Origin of the sequence: Duganella rivi (assembly GCF_009857435.1) — a bacterium.
Lineage (GTDB): Bacteria > Pseudomonadota > Gammaproteobacteria > Burkholderiales > Burkholderiaceae_D > Rugamonas > Rugamonas rivi.
This window is the reverse complement of sequence record NZ_WWCK01000005.1, coordinates 125,561-144,840: the sequence shown is the minus strand read 5'-3', so window position 1 is coordinate 144,840 and position 19,280 is coordinate 125,561. Positions and strand designations below refer to the sequence as shown.

18 protein-coding genes are annotated in these 19,280 nt (G+C 62.1%); 6 read left to right on the top strand and 12 right to left on the bottom strand.

Translation table 11 applies throughout. The annotated features are described in order from the left end of the window. Positions 1 to 10: 10 nt before the first annotated feature. Positions 11 to 754: a DUF72 domain-containing protein gene (locus GTP45_RS16785; protein ID WP_161015033.1), complete on the bottom strand. Its 744-nt coding sequence runs from the start codon at positions 752 to 754 to the stop codon at positions 11 to 13. Between the two features lie 48 nt (positions 755 to 802). Between GTP45_RS16785 and GTP45_RS16780 the strand changes: the two genes are divergently transcribed. Then, entirely contained in the window at positions 803 to 1,090 is a 288-nt protein-coding gene (locus tag GTP45_RS16780; RefSeq protein ID WP_161015032.1) for a putative quinol monooxygenase, read from the top strand. On the opposite strand, the gene GTP45_RS16775 is transcribed toward GTP45_RS16780, so the two are convergent. Together GTP45_RS16775 and GTP45_RS16770 are read right to left on the bottom strand one after the other, a co-directional pair. Then, the gene (locus GTP45_RS16775) at positions 1,091 to 1,477 is read right to left on the bottom strand and encodes a nuclear transport factor 2 family protein (protein WP_161015031.1); all 387 of its coding nucleotides are present in this window, start codon (positions 1,475 to 1,477) and stop codon (positions 1,091 to 1,093) included. It abuts the gene before it with no gap. Positions 1,478 to 1,617: 140 nt separating this feature from the next. Continuing rightward, on the bottom strand, positions 1,618 to 2,508 hold the full coding sequence (locus GTP45_RS16770) for a YicC/YloC family endoribonuclease (RefSeq protein WP_161015541.1): 891 nt from the start codon (positions 2,506 to 2,508) through the stop codon (positions 1,618 to 1,620). 89 nt (positions 2,509 to 2,597) lie between these two features. On the opposite strand from GTP45_RS16770, the gene GTP45_RS16765 reads away from it, so the two are divergent. Genes GTP45_RS16765 through hemW form a run of 5 tightly spaced genes read left to right on the top strand, consistent with a single transcriptional unit; the run spans position 2,598 to position 7,166 of the window. Then, positions 2,598 to 3,602, top strand: coding sequence for a serine/threonine protein kinase (locus GTP45_RS16765; protein WP_161015030.1), 1,005 nt, complete (start codon positions 2,598 to 2,600; stop codon positions 3,600 to 3,602). A gap of 18 nt (positions 3,603 to 3,620) precedes the next feature. Then, positions 3,621 to 4,571: a PP2C family protein-serine/threonine phosphatase gene (locus GTP45_RS16760; protein ID WP_161015029.1), complete on the top strand. Its 951-nt coding sequence runs from the start codon at positions 3,621 to 3,623 to the stop codon at positions 4,569 to 4,571. Between the two features lie 10 nt (positions 4,572 to 4,581). Beyond that, positions 4,582 to 5,316, top strand: coding sequence for a ribonuclease PH (gene rph, locus GTP45_RS16755; protein ID WP_161015028.1), 735 nt, complete (start codon positions 4,582 to 4,584; stop codon positions 5,314 to 5,316). 9 nt (positions 5,317 to 5,325) lie between these two features. Next, complete coding sequence (gene rdgB, locus GTP45_RS16750; RefSeq protein ID WP_161015027.1) at positions 5,326 to 5,910, top strand: RdgB/HAM1 family non-canonical purine NTP pyrophosphatase; 585 nt, start codon at positions 5,326 to 5,328, stop codon at positions 5,908 to 5,910. Then, on the top strand, positions 5,907 to 7,166 hold the full coding sequence (hemW, locus tag GTP45_RS16745; RefSeq protein WP_161015026.1) for a radical SAM family heme chaperone HemW: 1,260 nt from the start codon (positions 5,907 to 5,909) through the stop codon (positions 7,164 to 7,166). Before rdgB ends, hemW begins: the two co-directional genes overlap by 4 nt. Here hemW and GTP45_RS16740 read toward each other — a convergent pair. From GTP45_RS16740 to GTP45_RS16700, 9 genes are all read right to left on the bottom strand, one after another. Then, positions 7,132 to 8,757 (bottom strand): methyl-accepting chemotaxis protein, encoded by a 1,626-nt coding sequence (locus tag GTP45_RS16740; protein WP_161015025.1) that lies wholly within the window; start codon positions 8,755 to 8,757, stop codon positions 7,132 to 7,134. The two genes, hemW and GTP45_RS16740, sit on opposite strands and share 35 nt — an antisense overlap. Positions 8,758 to 8,852: 95 nt before the next feature. Further along, on the bottom strand, positions 8,853 to 9,926 hold the full coding sequence (locus GTP45_RS16735) for a patatin-like phospholipase family protein (protein WP_161015024.1): 1,074 nt from the start codon (positions 9,924 to 9,926) through the stop codon (positions 8,853 to 8,855). Positions 9,927 to 10,023: 97 nt separating this feature from the next. Then, the gene (locus GTP45_RS16730; protein ID WP_174821664.1) at positions 10,024 to 11,478 is read right to left on the bottom strand and encodes an efflux transporter outer membrane subunit; all 1,455 of its coding nucleotides are present in this window, start codon (positions 11,476 to 11,478) and stop codon (positions 10,024 to 10,026) included. After that, positions 11,471 to 14,623, bottom strand: a complete 3,153-nt coding sequence (locus tag GTP45_RS16725; RefSeq protein ID WP_161015022.1) for an efflux RND transporter permease subunit — start codon at positions 14,621 to 14,623, stop codon at positions 11,471 to 11,473. The genes GTP45_RS16730 and GTP45_RS16725 overlap by 8 nt, the downstream gene beginning before the upstream one ends. Before the next feature lie 12 nt (positions 14,624 to 14,635). Continuing rightward, positions 14,636 to 15,823 (bottom strand): efflux RND transporter periplasmic adaptor subunit, encoded by a 1,188-nt coding sequence (locus GTP45_RS16720; protein WP_161015021.1) that lies wholly within the window; start codon positions 15,821 to 15,823, stop codon positions 14,636 to 14,638. Positions 15,824 to 15,932: 109 nt separating this feature from the next. Beyond that, positions 15,933 to 16,868: a transaldolase gene (gene tal, locus GTP45_RS16715; RefSeq protein WP_161015020.1), complete on the bottom strand. Its 936-nt coding sequence runs from the start codon at positions 16,866 to 16,868 to the stop codon at positions 15,933 to 15,935. 53 nt (positions 16,869 to 16,921) lie between these two features. Continuing rightward, the gene (locus GTP45_RS16710) at positions 16,922 to 17,785 is read right to left on the bottom strand and encodes a DMT family transporter (RefSeq protein WP_161015019.1); all 864 of its coding nucleotides are present in this window, start codon (positions 17,783 to 17,785) and stop codon (positions 16,922 to 16,924) included. 3 nt (positions 17,786 to 17,788) lie between these two features. Further along, on the bottom strand, positions 17,789 to 18,202 hold the full coding sequence (locus GTP45_RS16705) for a DUF3052 family protein (RefSeq protein WP_161015018.1): 414 nt from the start codon (positions 18,200 to 18,202) through the stop codon (positions 17,789 to 17,791). Between the two features lie 219 nt (positions 18,203 to 18,421). Next, on the bottom strand, positions 18,422 to 19,276 hold the full coding sequence (locus GTP45_RS16700; RefSeq protein ID WP_161015017.1) for an SIS domain-containing protein: 855 nt from the start codon (positions 19,274 to 19,276) through the stop codon (positions 18,422 to 18,424). Positions 19,277 to 19,280 lie beyond the last annotated feature (4 nt).

Sequence of the window (19,280 nt, the reverse complement as noted above, 5' to 3'; positions counted from 1 at the left end):
GGAGTTCAATTTACAACAAGGAGAGGAAATGCTGCGCTGCGGCGGGCGCGCGCTCCTTGGCGCCGTTGATGAAGTAGACGTAGACCTTGCCCGACTTGCTGTGCTGCTGCCATTGCTGTGCTTGCGCCGCCCATTTCTTCAGGGCCGGCTTGGTGTAGCCGGTTTCGATCTCGCTTTGCGCGTTCATCAGGCGGGCGTAGACGAACTCGCCGGTGGACTCTTCAAAGTTCGGATATTTGGGGGAATCGGTGATGACGGTGGCGATCTTGTGCTTGCGCGCCAGCTTCAGATATTCCTCGCATAAAAAGCTCGGATGGCGGGCGTCCAGCACGTGCTGCAGCTTGCGCGCGCCAAGCTTTGTCGGTAGCAGCTTGAAGAAGGCCGCGAGGTCGTCGGGATCGAACTGCTTGGTGTTGGCCAGTTGCCACAGGATCGGGCCGAGCTTGTCGCCCAGCTCGGTGAGACCGCTGTCCATGAAACGCTCGATCGATTCGCCGGCTTCGGCCAGCACCTTGCGGTTGGTGGCGTAGCGCGTGGCTTTCACCGCGAAGACGAAATCGTCGGGCGTCTTGGCGGCCCAACTGGCGAAGTGTTCGGGCTTGGCGGTACGGTAGAAGGTGCCGTTGATTTCGATGCTGGTAACTTGCGAGCTGGCGTATTCGAGCTGCTTCTTGATCGGCACCTCCTTGGGATAGAACGTGTCGCGCCAAGGTGCGAAGTCCCAACCGCCGATGCCGGCCCTGATCTGCGCCATCTTCCATCTCCTGATAGTATCGAGGTTTAAGTCTACACAGGATATAGCATGAAAGACCTGATCATCGTCGCCACCATCACCGCCAAAGAAGGCCACGAAGTACTGGTGCGCGAAGCACTGGAACGCATCGTACCGCTCAGCCGGGCCGAAGCCGGCTGCATCCGCTACGACCTGCACATCGACCTCGGCAACCACGCCAGCTTCATCATGCTGGAAGCATGGCGCGACGAAGCTGCACTGGCCGAACACGAAGCCACGCCGCACTTCCAGGAACTGCTCAAATCCGTCGGCGGCAAAGCCGACGTCCAAATCCTCAAGCTAAACCAGCTCGTTTAATCAATCCGGCGTGAAGGCCTTGGCGGCGGCCAGGGTGTCGAGGGCTTCGCGCAGGAGCTGGATTTTGCCGTCCTTGGCGACCAGACGGCCGGCGTAGGTTTGCTTGTAGATTTTGCCGGTGGAGGGGACTTCGACTTCGACGCTGTATTCGCCGAAGGCCTGGTCGCCGGTTTCAATGAACAGCTGGACGTCTTTGAAACGGAAGTCCGGCACTTTCTTCAGCAGTCCACCGATGAAGGCTTCGATCGCGACAGGGCCGACCGCACGAACATCCGGGCCCAGCGTAGGCAGTTCCAGCACGCCATCTTCGGCAAACAAAGCTGCTGCGGCGGCTGGATCCTGAATATTGTCCAGGTAGGCATGCAGTAATTGGCTAGCGTTTTTCATGATGTTTCGCTTTCAGTAAAAGTTGGAATGACTCCACTGTAGCGCCACATCATTGTTGGATAAATCAGCTAATGGCGAAAGCTTTATGCACGTACGTGAATAATCGGGGCGAAAAAAAAAGGAGCCGAAGCTCCTTTGATTTATTCGAGGTTTTGAACCTGTTCCCGCATCTGCTCGATCAGCAGCTTGAGCTCCATCGAGGCGTCGGCCAGTTCCTTGACCGAGGCTTTCGCGCCCAGCGTGTTGGCTTCGCGGTTCAGCTCTTGCATCATGAAGTCCAGGCGCTTGCCGACTTGGCCGCCTTTTTTCAGGATGTGACGGGTCTCGGCCAGGTGCGCGGACAGGCGGCCCAGTTCTTCCGCCACGTCGATACGGATGCCGTACAAGATCACTTCCTGGCGAATCCGTTCCAGCGCATCTTGCTTCGACAGGGCCGAATTCGAACCCTGGCAAGCCAGGCCCAGTGCATCCTGCATGCGCTCCACAGCCTTTTGCTGGAACGCCGCCACCACTTGCGGAATCAGCGGCGTGATGCGCTTGACGATGCCTTCCATGGCCTCAATCCGCGAAATCAGCATGGCTTCCAGCGCCGCGCCCTCGCGCTGGCGGCTCTGGACAAACGCTTCCACCGTGCGCGCGGTCAGGGCGGCCACGTCGGCTTGCAGCGACTCCTGGCCGATCTGCGCTTCCTCGATCACGCCCGGCCAGCGCAGTAGTTCTGCTACTGACATCGTTTGCACGCCGGGGAACAAGCCGCCGACTTCGCTTTGCAGGCGTTGCAATTCGGTTAATAAAGGCAGGTTCAGCGCCTGCGTGCCGGCGGTGGCGGCCTTGCGGCCAAAGCTCAGGCGCAGCTCCACCTTGCCGCGCGTGATGGCGGCCATGATGGCGGAGCGTAAATCGGGTTCAAGCGCACGCAAATCGTCGTTTATTCGGAACTGCAAGTCCAAAAACCGTGAGTTCACACTCTTGATTTCAATGGTCAGTGTTCCCGCCGCACTTTCACTGGTGGCGACCGCGTAGCCCGTCATGCTGGAAATGCTCAATGGATATCCCCGATTTAATCTTTACAAAACAGTGATTTATCCACACAATCCGGTTTGTCGAGGCGAGGAACCTTATGGCTGCACAAAACAACGCCCCCCTACCAGATGGTCTGGAAATTGCTGGATATCGCATTGTAAAGAAAATTGCGTCCGGTGGGTTCAGTATTGTTTACCTTGCATACGATAGCGAGGGTGTGGCTGTCGCAATCAAGGAATATTTGCCTAGTTCTTTGGCACTGCGGCAGGAAGGCGAGCTGGTGCCGGCCGTCTCCAAGGCCAATCTGCCGGTGTTTCGCATCGGTCTCAAGTGCTTTTTCGAAGAGGGCCGGGCGCTGGCCCGCATCTCCCACCCGAATGTTGTAAGCGTGCTCAATTTCTTCCGCGCGCACGAAACCGTCTACATGGTGATGGCCTATGAATCGGGCCACTCGCTGCAAGAACATATCCAGCGCCAGCGCGGCAAGGGCGTGAAAGTCGGCGAGCTTTTTATCCGCACGATTTTTACGCAAGCGGTGAAAGGCCTGCGCGAAGTCCACGCCAACAAGCTGCTGCACCTCGACCTGAAGCCGGCCAATATCTACCTGCGCACCGACGGCACGCCGATGCTGCTGGACTTTGGCGCCGCGCGTCAAACCATCAACACCGATATGCCGACGCTGACGCCGATGTACACGCCCGGCTTTGCGCCGCCGGAGCTGTACGCCAAAACCGGCATGGGGCCGTGGACCGATATCTACAGCATCGGCGCGTCGATGTTTGCCTGCATGGTCGGCTCGCCGCCGCAACCGGCCGACCAGCGCAAGATTGAAGACAAGATGGCCGGCCACTTTGAAAAGCTGGAAGGCCAGTATTCGCCGGAGCTGGTGCAGCTGGTGCGCTGGTGCTTGCAGATCGATCCACTCGATCGCCCGCAGAGCCTGTTCGCCTTGCAGAAGGTGCTGCAAGCCCGCGCCGCGAAGCCCGCCGCGCCGTCGGCGCCGCAGTCGCAATCTATCTTGGACAAGCTGCGCGGACTGGTGGGCCGCTTGGGCGGCGGCGGTACAGCGCGCGCGAAGCCCGGGCCGGATACACAGGTCTGACTTGATAAGGACTGAATCATGCAATTCTCCGTGTATCAGGAAAGTCATATCGGCGGCCGCAAGGTCAATCAAGACCGCATGGGCTACAGCTTCACGCGCGACGCGCTGCTACTGGTGCTGGCCGACGGCATGGGCGGCCACCTGCGCGGCGAGATTGCGGCCAGCGTGGCGCTGCAAACCATCTCCACCATGTTCCAGCAACAGGCGCAGCCCTACGTGAAAAAGCCGCAGCGCTTTCTGGAAGATGCCTTGCAGGCCGCCCACCTTGATATTCACGCCTACCGCCACGCGCATCAGCTGTCCGAAACGCCGCGTACCACCATCGTCGCTTGTCTCATTCAGCACAACACGGCGACGTGGGCGCATTGCGGCGATTCGCGCCTGTACTGGATGCGCGGCGGTCAAATTCTCGGCCGCACGCGCGACCATTCGCACGTTGAGAACCTGATCGCCAAAGGACTGGCACTGCCGTCCGAACGCGCCACCCACCCAGACCGCAACAAGCTATGGAACTGCCTCGGCGCCGACACGCCGCCGCGCGTGGAAGTCGCCGGCGGCGCGGGCATGCTGCCGGGAGACCTGGTGCTGTTGTGTTCCGACGGTTTGTGGTCTATGCTGCCGGACGATGAAATTCTGCGCCGGCTGCACGCGCAAACCGTGGTGCGCGCCGTGCCGGACATGCTGCAAGCCGCGCTGCGCGCAGCGGGCGACGCCAGCGACAACGTCACCGCGCTGGCCATCATGTGGCAGGGCAGCTCGGTGGTGGACAGCATGGATCCGCTGGCGTCTACCATCATCTCGACCGAGGCGCTGCCGGAAGACCTGCACAGCACCACCATCCGCGACACGGCGCCACCGCTGGCCTCAGATGCGCCGCTGGAAGCCGATGCCTTCGATGACGACGAAATTGAAAAAGCCATCGCGGAGATCCGCGGTGCAATCGAAAAATCCTCCCAAATTCTCAAATAAGGAAAATGCAATGACCGATGTAACCCGTCCAAGCGGCCGCGCCGTTGATGCGCTGCGCACGCTGCGTCTGACCCGCGACTACACCAAGCACGCCGAGGGCTCGGTGCTGATCGAGTGCGGCGACACCAAGGTGATTTGCACCGCCAGCATTGAAGAAAAAGTGCCGGGCTTCTTGAAGGGCAAAGGGCAGGGCTGGCTGACCGCCGAATATGGCATGCTGCCGCGCTCCACGCACAGCCGCATGGACCGCGAGGCGGCCAAGGGCAAGCAGTCGGGCCGCACGCAAGAGATCCAGCGCCTGATCGGCCGCTCGCTGCGCGCCGCATTCGACCTGGAAGCCTTCGGCGAGCGCACGCTGCACCTCGATTGCGACGTGATCCAGGCCGACGGCGGCACCCGCACCGCATCGATCACTGGCGCCATGGTGGCGGCGTACGACGCCTTCTCCAAGCTGGCCGCGCGCGGCGCGATTCCAGCGATCCCGCTCAAGCACTTCGTGGCCGCGATCTCGGTCGGTGTCTACCAAGGCGTGCCGGTGCTGGATCTCGACTACATCGAAGACTCGGGCTGCGACACCGATATGAACGTGGTGATGACCGACGCCGGCCACTTCATCGAAGTCCAAGGTACGGCCGAAGGCGCAGCGTTTGACCGCGCCGGCATGAACCGTCTGCTCGATCTCGCGCAAGCCGGCATCGCTGATCTGGTCAAGCTGCAAAAGCAAGCCTTGGGCATCGCAGGGTAAAATAGCGCCATGACTCAACGCCTTATCCTCGCCTCCAACAACAAGGGCAAACTCAAGGAGTTCAACGAACTCCTGTCCACCGTGGGCTTTTCCGTCCACGCGCAGGGCGAATACAACGTGCCCGAAGCGGATGAACCTTTTCACACGTTTGTCGAAAATGCACTGCAAAAAGCCCGCCACGCTTCGCGCCTGACCGGGCTGCCGGCGCTGGCCGACGATTCCGGCGTGTGCGTGAATGCGCTGGGCGGTGCGCCCGGCGTGTATTCGGCGCGCTTTGCCGGCGAGCCGAAATCGGACGCCCGCAACAACGAGAAGATGATCGCGGAACTGGCCAGGCATGAAGACAAGTCCGCGTATTACTACTGCGTGCTGGTGTTCGTGCGCCACGCCGACGATCCGCAGCCGGTGATTGCCGACGGCCGCTGGAACGGCGTGATGATCGATACGCCTCGCGGCGATGGCGGCTTCGGCTACGATCCTTATTTCTACATTCCTTCGCTGGGCAAGTGCGCTGCCGAGCTGAGTGCCGATGAAAAGAACGCTTTGTCGCATCGCGGCCAGGCCCTGCGCGCACTGGTAGAGAAACTGAAATGATCCCGATTAAAATCGTCGGCCTTAATACGCCAGCCACCAAGCCAGCGGCCGACATCAGCGAGGCTGCCGGCGTCGCTGCGAAATACCTGCAAGGCGGTGCGCTGAACCTGACGGCTTTGCCACCGTTGTCGCTGTACATCCACTTCCCTTGGTGCGTGCGCAAGTGCCCGTATTGCGATTTCAATTCGCACGAGGCCAAGGATGGCGGCGCGTTCCCCGAGCAGGAATACCTGGACGCGGTGCGCACCGACCTGGAAATGGCGCTGCCGCTGATCTGGGGCCGCAAGATTTACACCATCTTCATCGGCGGCGGCACGCCTAGTTTGATGTCGGCCGCAGGGCTGGATCGTTTGCTGTCCGACGTGCGCACCTTGCTGCCGCTCGATAGCGACTGCGAGATCACGATGGAGGCCAATCCCGGCACCTTCGAGGCGGAGAAGTTCAAGTCGTATCGCGCCAGCGGCGTGAATCGCCTGTCGATCGGTATCCAGAGTTTCAACGAGCGTCACCTGAAAGCGCTCGGCCGCATCCATGATGACAACGAAGCCAAGCGCGCGGTGGAAATCGCACTGGCCAACTTCGATAACTTCAATCTGGATCTGATGTACGCACTGCCGTCGCAAACGCTGGAAGAAGCGCGTCACGACGTGGAGACGGCGATGGCATTCAACCCGCCGCACCTGTCGCTGTATCACCTGACGATGGAGCCGAACACGCTGTTCGCCAAGTATCCCCCATCGCTGCCGGACGACGACACCAGCGCCGACATGCAGGACATGATCGCGGAACTGACCAAGGCCAATGGCTACAACCAGTACGAGATTTCGGCCTACGCAAAAGAAGGCCGTCGCGCGCGCCACAACTTGAACTACTGGGAGTTTGGCGATTACCTCGGCATCGGCGCGGGTGCGCATTCCAAGCTGTCGTTCCCGCATCGCATCCTGCGCCAGGCGCGCTACAAGCAGCCCAAGGCTTACATGGAGCAGACCAAACTTGGTGCCCCGGTGCAGGAAGAGTACGAAATCCAGCGCGAGGATATGGGCTTTGAGTTCATGCTCAACACCTTGCGCCTGCATGGCGGCTTTGATCCGAATCTGTTCAGCGAGCGTACTGGCTTGAGCATCAACGCGATTGAGAAGCAGCTCAACGCGGCAGAGGCCAAGGGACTGCTCTACCGCGATTACAAGATCATCAAGCCGACCGAGTTAGGCCAGCGCTTCCTCAATGACTTGCAAGAGCTATTCTTGAAGGGCTGAGGCGTTTTGCCGGAGCGGCCAAGGTGGCGCGCAGGCCATCGTGCCCTAGCTTGAACGACGACGCCACGTCGGCCAGCTTGGTGGCTTGTTCCTGCATGCTGGCCGCCGCTGCTGCGGCTTGCTCCACCAGCGCGGCGTTCTGCTGCGTCACGCTATCCATTTGGCCGATCGCGGTGTTGACCTGATCGATGCCGATACTCTGCTCGCTGCTGGCCGACGTAATCTCGCCCATGATGTCGGTAACGCGGCGCACGCTGGTCACTACATCGTCCATGGTGCTGCCGGCTTGCTGCACCAGCTTCTGGCCGATATCCACTTGCTCGACCGAGTTACCGATCAACTCCTTGATCTCCTTGGCCGCACCGGCCGAACGCTGCGCCAGATTGCGCACCTCGGACGCCACCACCGCAAAGCCGCGCCCTTGCTCGCCCGCGCGCGCTGCTTCCACCGCTGCATTCAGCGCGAGGATATTGGTCTGGAACGCGATACCGTCAATCACGCTGATAATGTCGAAAATCTTGCGCGACGAATCGTTGATCGATCCCATGGTGCTCACCACTTGACCGACGATTGCGCCGCCTTTCTCTGCTACCTCGGACGCAGCTTGCGCCAGCTGGTTGGCCTGCTTGGCGTTCTCCGCGTTCTGGCGCACGGTGGAGGTAAGCTGCTCCATTGACGATGCGGTTTCTTCCAGCGAGCTAGCCTGCTCCTCGGTGCGCTGCGACAGATCCATATTCCCGGACGCGATTTCGTTGGATGCCGTGGCGATGGTGTTGGTGCCGATCTGCACTTGGCTCACCACCTCGCGCAGCGAATCGTTCATGCCGCGCAGGGCTTTCATCAAGTCGCCGATTTCGTCCTTGTTGGTCTGCGAGGTGAATTGCGTTGTGAGGTCGCCGTTGGCCACCGTGGCGGCGATATCGACGGCAGACTTCAGCGGCACCGTGATCGAGCGCGAAATAATCCAGGCAGCGACGGAGCCGATGCTGACCATCAGCACTGCCAGCAGCATCAGCAAACCGTTGGCGCGGTCATTGGCGGCATCGATGGCGTGCGCAGTATCGTCAATTGCCTTGCGCTGCATGCCGAGGAAGCTCTTGACGCGGTTTTGATAGGCATCGGCAGCGGGCGTGAACACGTCCTTGAATAGCTGCTCGGCCTTGGCGCCGTCGCCGGCCTTGCGGGCGTTCATTACCTCGGTCTTGCCCTTTTGGTACTTGTTGCGCAGCTCCGTTATCTCTTCGTAAATCTTGCGCTCTTCATCAGTGGAGAGCAGTTCCTTGATCTGGCCGAGTAACTCGCCACCGCGCTTGGTGCTGCCGGCAATGACATCGGCAAAGGTGTCGGAGAGTTTTTCGTCGCTGCTGCGGGCGATCAGCGCGGTGCGGGCGATGGCCGAGTAAATCAGCACGTACCAGTCGGAGACCAGGCGCTCCTTGGCGAGCGGCTGCTCCATCATGGCGCGCGTGGCTTGCGCGTTGGCGCGGGCGTTGACCAGCGCGACCGATGTGGCAAGGATCGCTAGCAGCAGCACCACGGCGAAACCGAAAGCGAGACGAGTACCTATGCGCATCTGCGACAGAACGTTCATGATCTTCACTCCCAACGAGCATGCGGGAGTTAAGTATGCGCCTGTCCTGTGACAGAGCGGCTACTTGCATCGCTTCTGTCGCATTTTGGGAACAGTTAGAAGCTGGCGGCCTGTTTCAGGTCGGGCTTTTCGCACCAGCGGGCGAAAGCTTCGGCCATGCGCTCGCTCTCGCCGATGGCTTGCAGCCAGTCGCGGTTGCGGTGGTCGTGGTTTTGGCCGTAGACCTTGAAGTCCTTGCGATCCGGGAGCTTGGCGTTGGGGAGCTTGCGCACAAAATCGGCGGACGGCGAAATCAGGATCATGTTATCCAGCGCGTGATCGCGCGCGCGCCGCCACGGCATCGACTTATCGAGCCAGCCCGGCACGATGTAGTCGTTGAAGTGCGGGTAGAGCACCAGGCCGGGATCGCGCTGATAGGGCAGGTGCAGGTGGTAGTCGATCAGCCCCCCGTCCCAATAAGCACCGCCGGGAGCGCCGGCGATGTTGGTCACCGCTTCCAGCACCAGCGGGATGGAGCCGGAGGCAAGCAGCGCATCGCGCAGGTTCTCGGTTTTAAGGCCGACGAAGTGGCCGGCGAAAGCGTCGAAGTCGTCGCGCAGCCAGCGGGCGTCGTCGCGCTGGTCGTGGAAGATCACGCGTTCCATCGAGGCGGCGAGGCGCTTGCGCGAAACCGCGTTACCGGCTGCGGCCAGCAGGAAGCCGGCCATCTCGCGCCAGCGCGCGCCGTTGGTGCCGGCCAGCGCGCCGATGCCGCGTATGGTGATGATGGAGACGTGATGGTCCGGGTGGCTGATTGCCTCGTGCGCGCGGCCGTCCAGCAGCTCATCGAGCAGGGCGCGGCAGGTTTGCGACACGTAGGCGGCGGTCACCTTGTTCGGATAGCGCTGGCCGGCGTACAGGCGCGCCAGGCGCTTGTGGGCCGCCACCGGATCCTGAAACGCCGAAGCGGCCATGCGCCACGCGCCGATCGACGCGCCGATCAGCTTGCGCTGGCGCGGCGCGGCCTTGAAAAATTCGCCAAACATCCAGCAATCCAGGCCATGCAGGATCAGGCCTTTCGGGCCGCCGGCGGCCGCAGGAACAATCGCCATGTCGGCAGCCTGCACGCCCTCGGCGGCAATTCGCTGGCGCGCCCGCTGACCGAGGCGGATGGTAATAGGAGAAGTCATAAAACATCCAAAAATTTGGGGTCAGTTCTGCCAATCGCACACGAGCTCAACCGCGCATAGTTGAGCTCGTGTGCGATTGGCAGAACTGACCCCGATTTTACTTTACACCGCCGCCGAGGGTGCGGTACAGGTCTATCGCGCTGGTGGTGCGCAGCAGGCGGGCTTGAACCAGCGCTTGCTGGGCGCTGAATAGTTCGCGCTGGGCGTCCAGCACGTCCAGGGAACTGGCGACGCCGTTGTCGAAGCGCAGTTGCAGCAGCTTGAGGCGGTCGGCCTGGGCTTCTTGCACGGCGCGCTGGGCGGCTTCCTGCTCGCCGACGTAGTCGCGCGCAGCCAAGGCGTCGGCGACTTCGCGGAAGGCGGTCTGGATGGTTTTTTCGTAGTCGGCAATGGCGATGTTTTTGCGGACTTCGGCCAGCGTCAGGTTGGCGCTGTTGCGGCCGGCGTCAAAGATCGGCAGCGTCAGTTGCGGCGCGAACGACCAGCTACCGGAGCCGCTGTCGAATAGGCCGTGCAGCGACGGGCTACTGCTGCCTAGCGCCGCCGTCAGGCTGATACGCGGGAAGAAGGCGGCGCGCGCCGCGCCGATGTTGGCGTTGGCGGCTTTCAGGCGCTGCTCGGCGGCGCGGATGTCGGGACGGCGGGTTAGCAGGTCGGACGGCAGGCCTTCCGGGATCGCGTGCATGGCGGTGAGTTGCAGGTCGCTCGGCATGGCGCCGGATGCCGCCGCCGCTGGGGCTTGGCCGACCAGCAGCGTGAGTGCGTTCTCGGCCTGTGCGCGCTGGCGGGCAAGCGCCAGTGCGGAAGCACGCGCGGTTTCCATCAGCGTTTCGTTGGAGCGCAGGTCGAGGCGCGATGATGCTCCCACCTCGGCGCGCTGTTGCGTGAGCTTGTAGGTGCGTGCGCGCGCTTCGTAGGTTTGCTGCGCCAGTGCATATTGCTCGGCGTAGGCGCGCTCGGTGTAGTAGGCCTGCGCGACTTGCGACACCAGCGCAATCTGCGCGGCGAGGCGTGCTTCTTCGGTGGCGAGATAGGTCGCCAGTGCTGCATCGTTCAGGCTTTTAACGCGGCCAAAGAAGTCCAGTTCAAACGAGGAGACCGAAGCGCCCACGTCGTAACGCTTGCCGATGGTGGACTGGCCGCTGGAGGACAGGAAGGCCGGCGTCTTGGCGCGCGTCTCCGCCGCGCTGAGGTTCACGTTCGGCAGGCGGTCGGCGGACTGGATGTTGTACAGGGCGCGCGCCTCTTCGATGCGCAGCACCGCGGTGCGCAGGTCGCGGTTGTTTTCCAGCGCGGCGGCGATCAACTGCTGCAAGCGCGGGTCGATGAAGAACTCGCGCCAGCCGGTATCCACCGCGGCTTTCTGGCCGGGGCCGGCGAGGTTGGTGGCAAAGCCGGTCTTGGCGGCGGTGCCGGATGGGTTGAAGGCGTAAGCATTCGCCACCGGCGCGGCAGGGCGCTCGTAGGTCGGCGCCATCGAGCAGGCGGAGAGCAGCGCTGCTGCCAGCGGTACGGCCAGCAGCGCTGCCGAGCGCGGAACGGGCTTAGTCATAGGTTTCATGGTTTTTATCATTCAGTTCATGTGCGGCCAGTTTGCGTTGACGCTCGCTGCCCTTGAAGATGCGGCGCACCACCACGAAGAACACCGGCACGAGGAACACCGCCAGCACGGTCGCCGTAATCATCCCGCCCATCACGCCGGTGCCGATGGCGCGCTGGCTGGCCGATCCCGCACCGGTCGCAATCACCAGCGGCAGCACGCCCAGGATAAACGCCAGCGACGTCATGATGATAGGACGGAAGCGCAAATGCACCGCTTCCAGCGTCGCCTCAATCAGTCCCTTGCCCTGCGCCTGCAAGTCCTTCGCGAACTCGATAATCAGAATCGCGTTCTTGGCCGACAAGCCGATGATGGCAATCAGGCCGACCTTGAAGTAGACGTCATTCGGCAGACCGCGCAGGTGCGCACCGAGCAGCGCACCGAGTACGCCCAGCGGCACCACCAGCAGCACCGCTATCGGGATCGATTCGCTTTCATATAGCGCCGCCAGCACCAGGAAGGCGGCCAGCAGCGACAGCGCAAACAGCATCGGCGCTTGCGAGCCTGAGGTCTTTTCCTCCAGCGACTGGCCAGTCCATTCGATGCCGAAGCCCGGCGGCAGTTGCTCCGCCAGGCGTTCCAGTTCGGCCATCGCTTCGCCGGTCGAACGGCCCGGCGCCGCATCGCCGGTCAGCTTGATGGCCGGATAGCCGTTGTAGCGCACCAGCTGCACCGCACCCTGTATCCAGTGCGACGAAGCGAACGAGGAGAACGGCACCATGGTTCCGCTGGAACTGCGCACGTTAAGCTGCATGATGTCCTGCGGCTGCAAGCGGCGCGGCGCGTCGGCCTGCACGATCACACGCTGCTGGCGCCCGCTGCTGGCGAAGTCGTTCACGTACGAGGAACCCAGCGCGGTCGACATCATGGCGTTGATGTCGGCGAAGGACACGCCCAGCGCATTGGCTTTCTCGCGGTCGATATCGACTTGCAGCTGCGGCGCGTCCTCCAAACCTTCCGGCCGCACGCCTTTCAGAACCTCGCTCTTGGCCGCAAGACCCAGCAACTGGTTGCGCGCCGCGACCAGCGCATTGTGGCCCTGCGCGCTGCGGTCTTGCAGGCGCGCCGTGATGCCGGTGGCGTTACCCAGCTCGCGGATCGGCGGAGGGCTTAGCGGGAAGATTACCGCATCCGGGATGCTGGACAAGGCGCCAAACGCGCGCTGCGCAATCGCTTGCGCCGATTGATCCGGGCCGCGTTCCTTCCAGTCCTTCAGCGGAATAAACACCAGGCCCGCATTCTGGCCGTTACCGGAGAACGAGAAGCCCGCCACCGCGATGGTGCGCGCCACGCCCGGCTGCTTGCGGAAGTAGGCGTCGGCCTGCGCCAGCACGGCTTGCGTGCGGCTGGTCGAGGCGCCCGCCGGCAGCTGCACGTTGGCGATCAAGTAGCCCTGGTCTTCATTCGGCAGGAAGGACGACGGCAGCTTCACGTACAGCCAGCCCACCACGCCGCACAGCAGCGCGAAGATCACGAGATAGCGGCCGGTGCGCTTGAGGATATTGGCAATCACGCCTTGGTAGCCGGTCGCCGTCACCGCGAACTTGCGGTTGAACCAGCCGAAGAAGCCTTTCTTCTCGTGGTGATGGCCGGCCTGCACCGGCTTGAGCATGGTAGCGCACAAGGCCGGTGTTAAGGTCAGCGCCATTAGCGCGGAGAACAGCATGGCCGACACCATCGCCAGCGAGAACTGGCGGTAGATCGCGCCGACCGCACCGCCGAAGAAGGCCATCGGGATAAACACAGCCACCAGCACCAGCGTAATGCCGATAATCGCGCCGGTGATCTGGCCCATGGCTTTGCGCGTGGCGTCGCGCGGCGACAAGCCTTCTTCGCTCATGATGCGCTCGACGTTTTCCACCACCACGATGGCGTCATCGACCAGGATACCGATTGCCAGCACCATGCCGAACATGGTCAGCACGTTGATGGAGAAACCGAACAGCTGCATCGCCGCGAAAGTACCCATCAGCGCCACCGGCACCACGATGGTCGGGATCAGCGTGTAGCGGATATTTTGCAGGAACAGATACATCACGAGGAACACCAGCACCACCGCTTCCAGCAGCGTCTTCACCACTTCCTCGATCGAGATTTTGACGAACAGCGAGGTGTCGTAAGGGATGGTGTACTTCACGCCGGGCGGGAAGTACTTTGCCAGCTGCTCCATTTTCTCTTTGACGGCAGTCGCGGTTTGCAGCGCATTGCCGGTCAGCGAAAGCTGTACTGCAATCGCGGAGAACGGCGCGCCGTTCAAGCGCGCGTTGATGTTGAAGTTGGCGCCGCCCATCTCTACGCGCGCCACGTCTTTCAAGCGCACCAGCGAACCGTTGGGATTCGCGCGCAGCACGATCTGGCCGAACTCCGTGGTGGACGACAGCTGGCCCGTCACCACAATCGGCGCGGAGAAGGTTTGCTGAGCAGGGCTAGGCAAGTCGCCCAGCGTGCCGGAGGTGACTTGCGTATTTTGCGCGCGGATCGCCGCCGTCACGTCCGCCATATTCATTTTCAGGCCGATCAGCTTTTGCGGATCGACCCAGACGCGCATGGCGCGCTCGGTGCCGAACAACTGCGCCTGGCCCACGCCGGGAATACGCTTGATTTCGTTGACCACGTTGCGCGCCATGTAGTCGCCCAAGCCGGTCGGATCGAGGCGGCCATCGGTCGAGGTCAGGCCGACGAACATCAGGATATTGGAGCGTGCCTTGTTGACTTGCACGCCTTGCTGCGTCACAGCTGCCGGCAAGCGCGATTCCACGCGCTTGATGCGGTTCTGTACATCCACCGCCGCCAGGTCGGGATTGGTGCCGGGGACGAAGGTGACGGTGATGGTCACCGCACCACTGGCCTCGCTTTGCGATTCGACGTACTGCAGGCCGTCGGCGCCGTTCATCTCCTGCTCGATGACGCTGGTGACGGCGTCGTCCAGCACTTGCGCGGTGGCGCCGGGATAGTTGGCCGTCACCACGATGGATGGCGGGGCGATGGTCGGGTATTGCGACACCGGCAGCACGGTAATCGCCAGCATCCCGCCAAGCAGGATGAAGAGGGCGATCACCCATGCAAACACCGGGCGGTCGATGAAGAACTTGGCCATTGAAGCTCCCGGTTATTTGGCGGCAGCCGGTGCAGGCGCAGCGGCCGGCGTGGCCGGTGCTGTACCAACCGGGCCTTTCCACGGCTGCGGATTCACCGTGGCGCCGGGCTTGGCCTTCTGGAAGCCTTCGACCACAATGCGCTCACCGCCTTTCAGGCCTGAGCTCACCACCCAGTTGTTGCCGTCATTGGCATTGGCCGTCACCGGCTGCGAGATCACCTTGTTGTCGGCGCCGACGATCAGCACCGTCGAGCCTTCGTTGGTGCGCACGATGGCTTGCTGCGGCACCGTGATGGCGGCATCGCTCACACCTTGTTCAAGACGCGCGCGCACGTACATGCCGGGCAGCAGGACGCGATTCGGATTCGGGAATTCAGCGCGCATGGAGACGGAGCCGGTGCTCTCGTCCACCGACACGTCGGAGAACAGCAGCTTGCCCGCTTGCGGGTAGGGCTGGCCGTCTTCCGTCACCAGCGTGACGCGTGCCTGGTCCTTGCCGGCGCGCGTCAGCTTGCCGTCGGCCAGCGCGCGCTGTAGCTTCAGCACTTCGCTGGAGGACTGCGTAATGGTGACGTAGATCGGATCGAGCTGCTGCACGGTCGCCATCGGCGTCGCTTCGCCTTGGCCGACCAGCGCACCCTCGGTCACCAGCGCACGGCTTACGCGGCCGGAGATCGGCGAGGTGACGGTGGCGTAGCCCAGCGTCAGGCCCGCGTTGGTGCGGGCCGCCTTGGTGGTAGCCAGGTCGGCGGCTGCCTGCTTCTGCGCGGTGACCGCGTCGTCGTACTCTTGCTGGCTGACCGCCTGCGCCGTGATTAATGGTTTATACCGTTTTACCTTTAAATCGGCCTGCGCCAGGTTGGCCTCGGCCTTGGCGACCGCCGCTTGTGCGCTGTCGAACGACGCCTGGAACTGCGCCGGATCGATGCGGAACAAGACCTCGCCCGCTTTAACATCGCCGCCTTCCTTGTACACACGCTGCAGCACAATGCCGGCAGTCCGCGCGCGCACTTGCGCGATGCGCGAAGCCTCGGTGCGGCCGGGCAGCTCACTGTTCACGGTGACGGCGGCGGGAGTAACGGTGATGATGGAAACGGTGGCGGGAGGCGGTGCGCTCTGCGTGGCGGCTTTGTCGCCGCAGGCGCTCATCAAGGTGGCGATGGCAACTGCAACAACGGTACAACGTGGGACGTATCTCATGGATGGTCTCGCGGTCATTTTACAAGTGATGCAAGATTGTAATGCAAAAAAAGCAGGAGGGTGGCGAGGGCCACGCTCCTGCTTTTTACCAGCGAGATTGTTAAATAAATTAACGCATGCCGGAGATGATTTGTTTCAGTTTGGCGGTATCGGCCACGAAGGCGCGGATGCCTTCGGCGGTCTTCTCGGTCGCCATCTGGTCTTCATTGAACATGAAGCGGAAGGTTGGCTCGTCGATGGCGATTTTGCCGATCGGCGCGCTGCTGCTGCCGTCCGGGCTCAGTTTGCGCTCGACCGGGCCGGTGGTGTCGGCCAGTTTTTGCAGCAGGTCTGGGCTGATGGTCAGCAGGTCGCAGCCGGCCAGTTCGAGAATCTGGCTGGTGTTGCGGAAGCTGGCGCCCATCACTTCGGTGTTGTAGCCGAACTTGCGGTAGTAGTTGTAGATGCGCTTGACCGACTGCACGCCCGGATCTTCGGCGCCCTGATAGTCGATGCCGGTGGATTTTTTGTACCAGTCGTAGATGCGGCCGACGAATGGCGAAATCAGCTTGGCGCCCGCTTCGGCGCAAGCGATAGCTTGTGGCAGCGAGAACAGTAGCGTCATGTTGGTGTGGATGCCTTCTTTTTCGAGGATCTCGGAAGCGCGGATGCCTTCCCAGGTCGATGCCATCTTGATCAGCACGCGCTCGCGGTCGATGCCGTTCTTTTCGTACAGCTTAATCAGCTCGCGGCCCTTGGCGACGGAAGCGGCGGTGTTGAACGACAGGGCGGCGTCGATTTCGGTCGATACGCGGCCGGGGATCACGCGCAGGATTTGCTTGCCGAAGGCTACCAGCAGGTGGTCGATCACTTCGCCGGTGCTGGCGTCCATGTTGTCGCGCACGGCCTTTTCCAGCAGCGGCTTGTACTCGTCCTTTTGCACCGCTTTCAGGATCAGCGATGGGTTGGTGGTCGCGTCGCGCGGGGTGTACTGCTGGATGGCCTGGAAGTCGCCGGTATCCGCTACGACGGTGGTGTACTGTTTGAGTTGTTCGAGTTGGTTCATGAGCGCTGCCAATTTGATAAGAAAAATTGTATTCGCGCTTATTTTACTCCGACTTAGCCGAGGCGCATGAGAATTGCGCCCAACGCGATCAGGCTGACGGCGAGGATGCGGCCGGGGGCTAATCGCTCGCGCAGGAACAGGGCGGCGATGGCGGCGGCGAACAGGATCGAGGTCTCGCGCAGCGCGGCGACGGCGGCCACCGGGGCCAAAGTCATGGCCCATAGCGCGAGGCCGTAAGAGGCCAGCGTGCCGAAGCCGCCGAGCAGCATCACGCGCAGGTGCGTGCGCGCGTAGCCGGGCAGTTCGCGCCAGCGGCTGGTGGAGCAGAGCAGCAGCATTACGGCGGTGAGCACGAATAGCCACATGGTGTAAGTGGCCGGCGCGCCGGATTTGCGCACGCCGACGCCGTCGATCATGGTGTAGGCGGCGATGATGGCGGCGTTGAGCAGGGCGTAGAAAGTGGCGCGTTTGCGGGCTTCGCGGTTGGCTGCGGTATCTGCGCCAACACTGGCGCCGCGCAGGATGGTGAGCGTGAGGACGCCGCCGCAGATCAGCATTACCGCGATATCCTGCCGCCAGTGCAGGCGTTCGCCAAGCAGCGGCACGCTGGCCAATGCGACCAGCAGCGGTGCGGCGCCGCGCATCAATGGGTAGGCCTGGCTCATGTCGCCGTGCTGGTAGGCGGCGGCCAGCAAGCGGTAGTAAATCACTTGGCAGCAAGCGGAGGCGATCAGCCACGGCCAGCTATCGGCGTGCGGCGCGGCGGTGAAGGGAAGGAAAGGCAGCGACACGAGGCCTGCGCCGCAGGCTACCAGCAGGGTAGTCAGGTATTTATCGGGGCCGGCTTTCACCAGCGCATTCCACGTCGCGTGCAGCAGCGCGGCGAACAGCACGACGGTGACAACAGAACCATCCATCAATTAGCGCAGCTCCTTGCGGATTACCAGTTTGAGGCCAGACCAAACATCGCTGACAGCGCACACCTTAACATCGACAAAGCCGATAGGGAGGCACAGTTCGCGGATCGTGTCTTCGGTAATATCGGTAGGCACCTTGGAAGCTTTCTTGGGCCAGGACACCCACACCGCGCCGTTTGGCTTAAGCACCGCCCGCGCCGTCTCCAACTGCTTAGCCAGATCCGCCTTGAGGTCGCAGAACAAGTGAACGATATCGGTGCTAGCGGAAAGCCGCCCCTGGAATTGCACCCCCTCCGGCAACGGCGCGAGCCAGCCGTGGTAGCCGTCCGGCGCGTTACGCACATACACCGCGCAGCCAGCCACCATCCCCAGCTTCTTGGCCAATGGTGTGCCCGAATATCCCGATGTAGCGCTCATGCCGTGTCTTGTCGTCGAATGATAGTTAACTATTTCGACATCATACACACCGTTTGATGGGGTTGACGTTGCAGCTCGCTCTAATAGCGCGCTGCACTAACCCAACCCGCACACCGCTGCGGCCAGGGTCTGACCCCGTACGGGGTCAGACCCTTTCGTTCGGGTGTTTTTTTAGGCGCGAAGGGTAGCGTTAACCAGACGCATCTTGCGTACCCCGCTTTAGCCGATGAAGGAATCGAATTGGAGGTCAAACTCTTGCAGGGCTTTTTGGGCGTTCTGCATTTTTTTGCGGAATTCGGGGCCGCGTTGCAGGGCCAGGCCGACGGCCAGTACATCGATCACGACCAGATAGGCCAAACGCGCCGAGATCGGCGTGTAGGGGTCGATGTTGAAGATCAGATCAATCGGAATCAGCACGGTCGCCAAGTCCGCCAGCGGGGTGCCCGACGGCGCCAGCACGATGACTTCCGCACCGCCGCGCCGCGCCAGCTTCACCGAGCGTACCAGCGACGGGCTATTGCCGCGCTGCGAAATCGCCACCAGCGCATCGCCAGTGCGCAGCAGGGCCGCTGCAATGCTGTGGATGTGCGGGTCGGCATACGCCACGGTCGGCACGCCCGAGCGGAAGAATTTGTGCTGCGCATCGGCCGCCACTATGCCGGACGTGCCCTGACCATAAAATTCGATCTTGTTAGCCTTGGACAGGATGTCCAGCGCCTTCTGTATCGCTTCCGGGTCCAGGTTGTTGCGCAAGTCGAGCAGGGTGTTGATCGAGCGGCTGCAAATCTTGTTGACCAGGTCTGCCGCCAAATCGTCCTGCGTCGGCTGTTCGTTCAGGCCGGGCAGGGCCAAGGCCAGGCCCTGGGCCAGCTTGAGTTTGAACTCGTGCCAGCCGTCATAGCCCAGCGTACGGCAAAAACGTACCACGGTCGGTTCGGACACTTGCGCGCTTTTGGCCAGCGCAGTGATGTTTTGGTTGACCGTCTGCGTCGGGTGTTCGAGCACGGCCAACGCCACCTTGCGCTCCGATTTGGAGAGCGAGTCGAGTTGGGTACGGATGGAATCTAACAGCATCGAA

Bases quoted from the DNA above. Each gene is read 5' to 3' on its own strand.
- GTP45_RS16760 (WP_161015029.1), top strand. From the start codon at position 3,621: ATGCAATTCTCCGTGTATCAGGAAAGTCATATCGGCGGCCGCAAGGTC.
- GTP45_RS16725 (WP_161015022.1), bottom strand. From the start codon at position 14,623: ATGGCCAAGTTCTTCATCGACCGCCCGGTGTTTGCATGGGTGATCGCC.
- GTP45_RS16775 (WP_161015031.1), bottom strand. From the start codon at position 1,477: ATGAAAAACGCTAGCCAATTACTGCATGCCTACCTGGACAATATTCAG.
- GTP45_RS16730 (WP_174821664.1), bottom strand. From the start codon at position 11,478: ATGACTAAGCCCGTTCCGCGCTCGGCAGCGCTGCTGGCCGTACCGCTG.
- GTP45_RS16740 (WP_161015025.1), bottom strand. From the start codon at position 8,757: ATGAACGTTCTGTCGCAGATGCGCATAGGTACTCGTCTCGCTTTCGGT.
- GTP45_RS16700 (WP_161015017.1), bottom strand. From the start codon at position 19,276: ATGCTGTTAGATTCCATCCGTACCCAACTCGACTCGCTCTCCAAATCG.
- GTP45_RS16765 (WP_161015030.1), top strand. From the start codon at position 2,598: ATGGCTGCACAAAACAACGCCCCCCTACCAGATGGTCTGGAAATTGCT.
- GTP45_RS16710 (WP_161015019.1), bottom strand. From the start codon at position 17,785: ATGGATGGTTCTGTTGTCACCGTCGTGCTGTTCGCCGCGCTGCTGCAC.
- GTP45_RS16785 (WP_161015033.1), bottom strand. From the start codon at position 754: ATGGCGCAGATCAGGGCCGGCATCGGCGGTTGGGACTTCGCACCTTGG.
- GTP45_RS16705 (WP_161015018.1), bottom strand. From the start codon at position 18,202: ATGAGCGCTACATCGGGATATTCGGGCACACCATTGGCCAAGAAGCTG.
- rdgB (WP_161015027.1), top strand. From the start codon at position 5,326: ATGACTCAACGCCTTATCCTCGCCTCCAACAACAAGGGCAAACTCAAG.
- GTP45_RS16735 (WP_161015024.1), bottom strand. From the start codon at position 9,926: ATGACTTCTCCTATTACCATCCGCCTCGGTCAGCGGGCGCGCCAGCGA.
- GTP45_RS16780 (WP_161015032.1), top strand. From the start codon at position 803: ATGAAAGACCTGATCATCGTCGCCACCATCACCGCCAAAGAAGGCCAC.
- GTP45_RS16770 (WP_161015541.1), bottom strand. From the start codon at position 2,508: ATGACGGGCTACGCGGTCGCCACCAGTGAAAGTGCGGCGGGAACACTG.
- GTP45_RS16720 (WP_161015021.1), bottom strand. From the start codon at position 15,823: ATGAGATACGTCCCACGTTGTACCGTTGTTGCAGTTGCCATCGCCACC.
- tal (WP_161015020.1), bottom strand. From the start codon at position 16,868: ATGAACCAACTCGAACAACTCAAACAGTACACCACCGTCGTAGCGGAT.
- rph (WP_161015028.1), top strand. From the start codon at position 4,582: ATGACCGATGTAACCCGTCCAAGCGGCCGCGCCGTTGATGCGCTGCGC.
- hemW (WP_161015026.1), top strand. From the start codon at position 5,907: ATGATCCCGATTAAAATCGTCGGCCTTAATACGCCAGCCACCAAGCCA.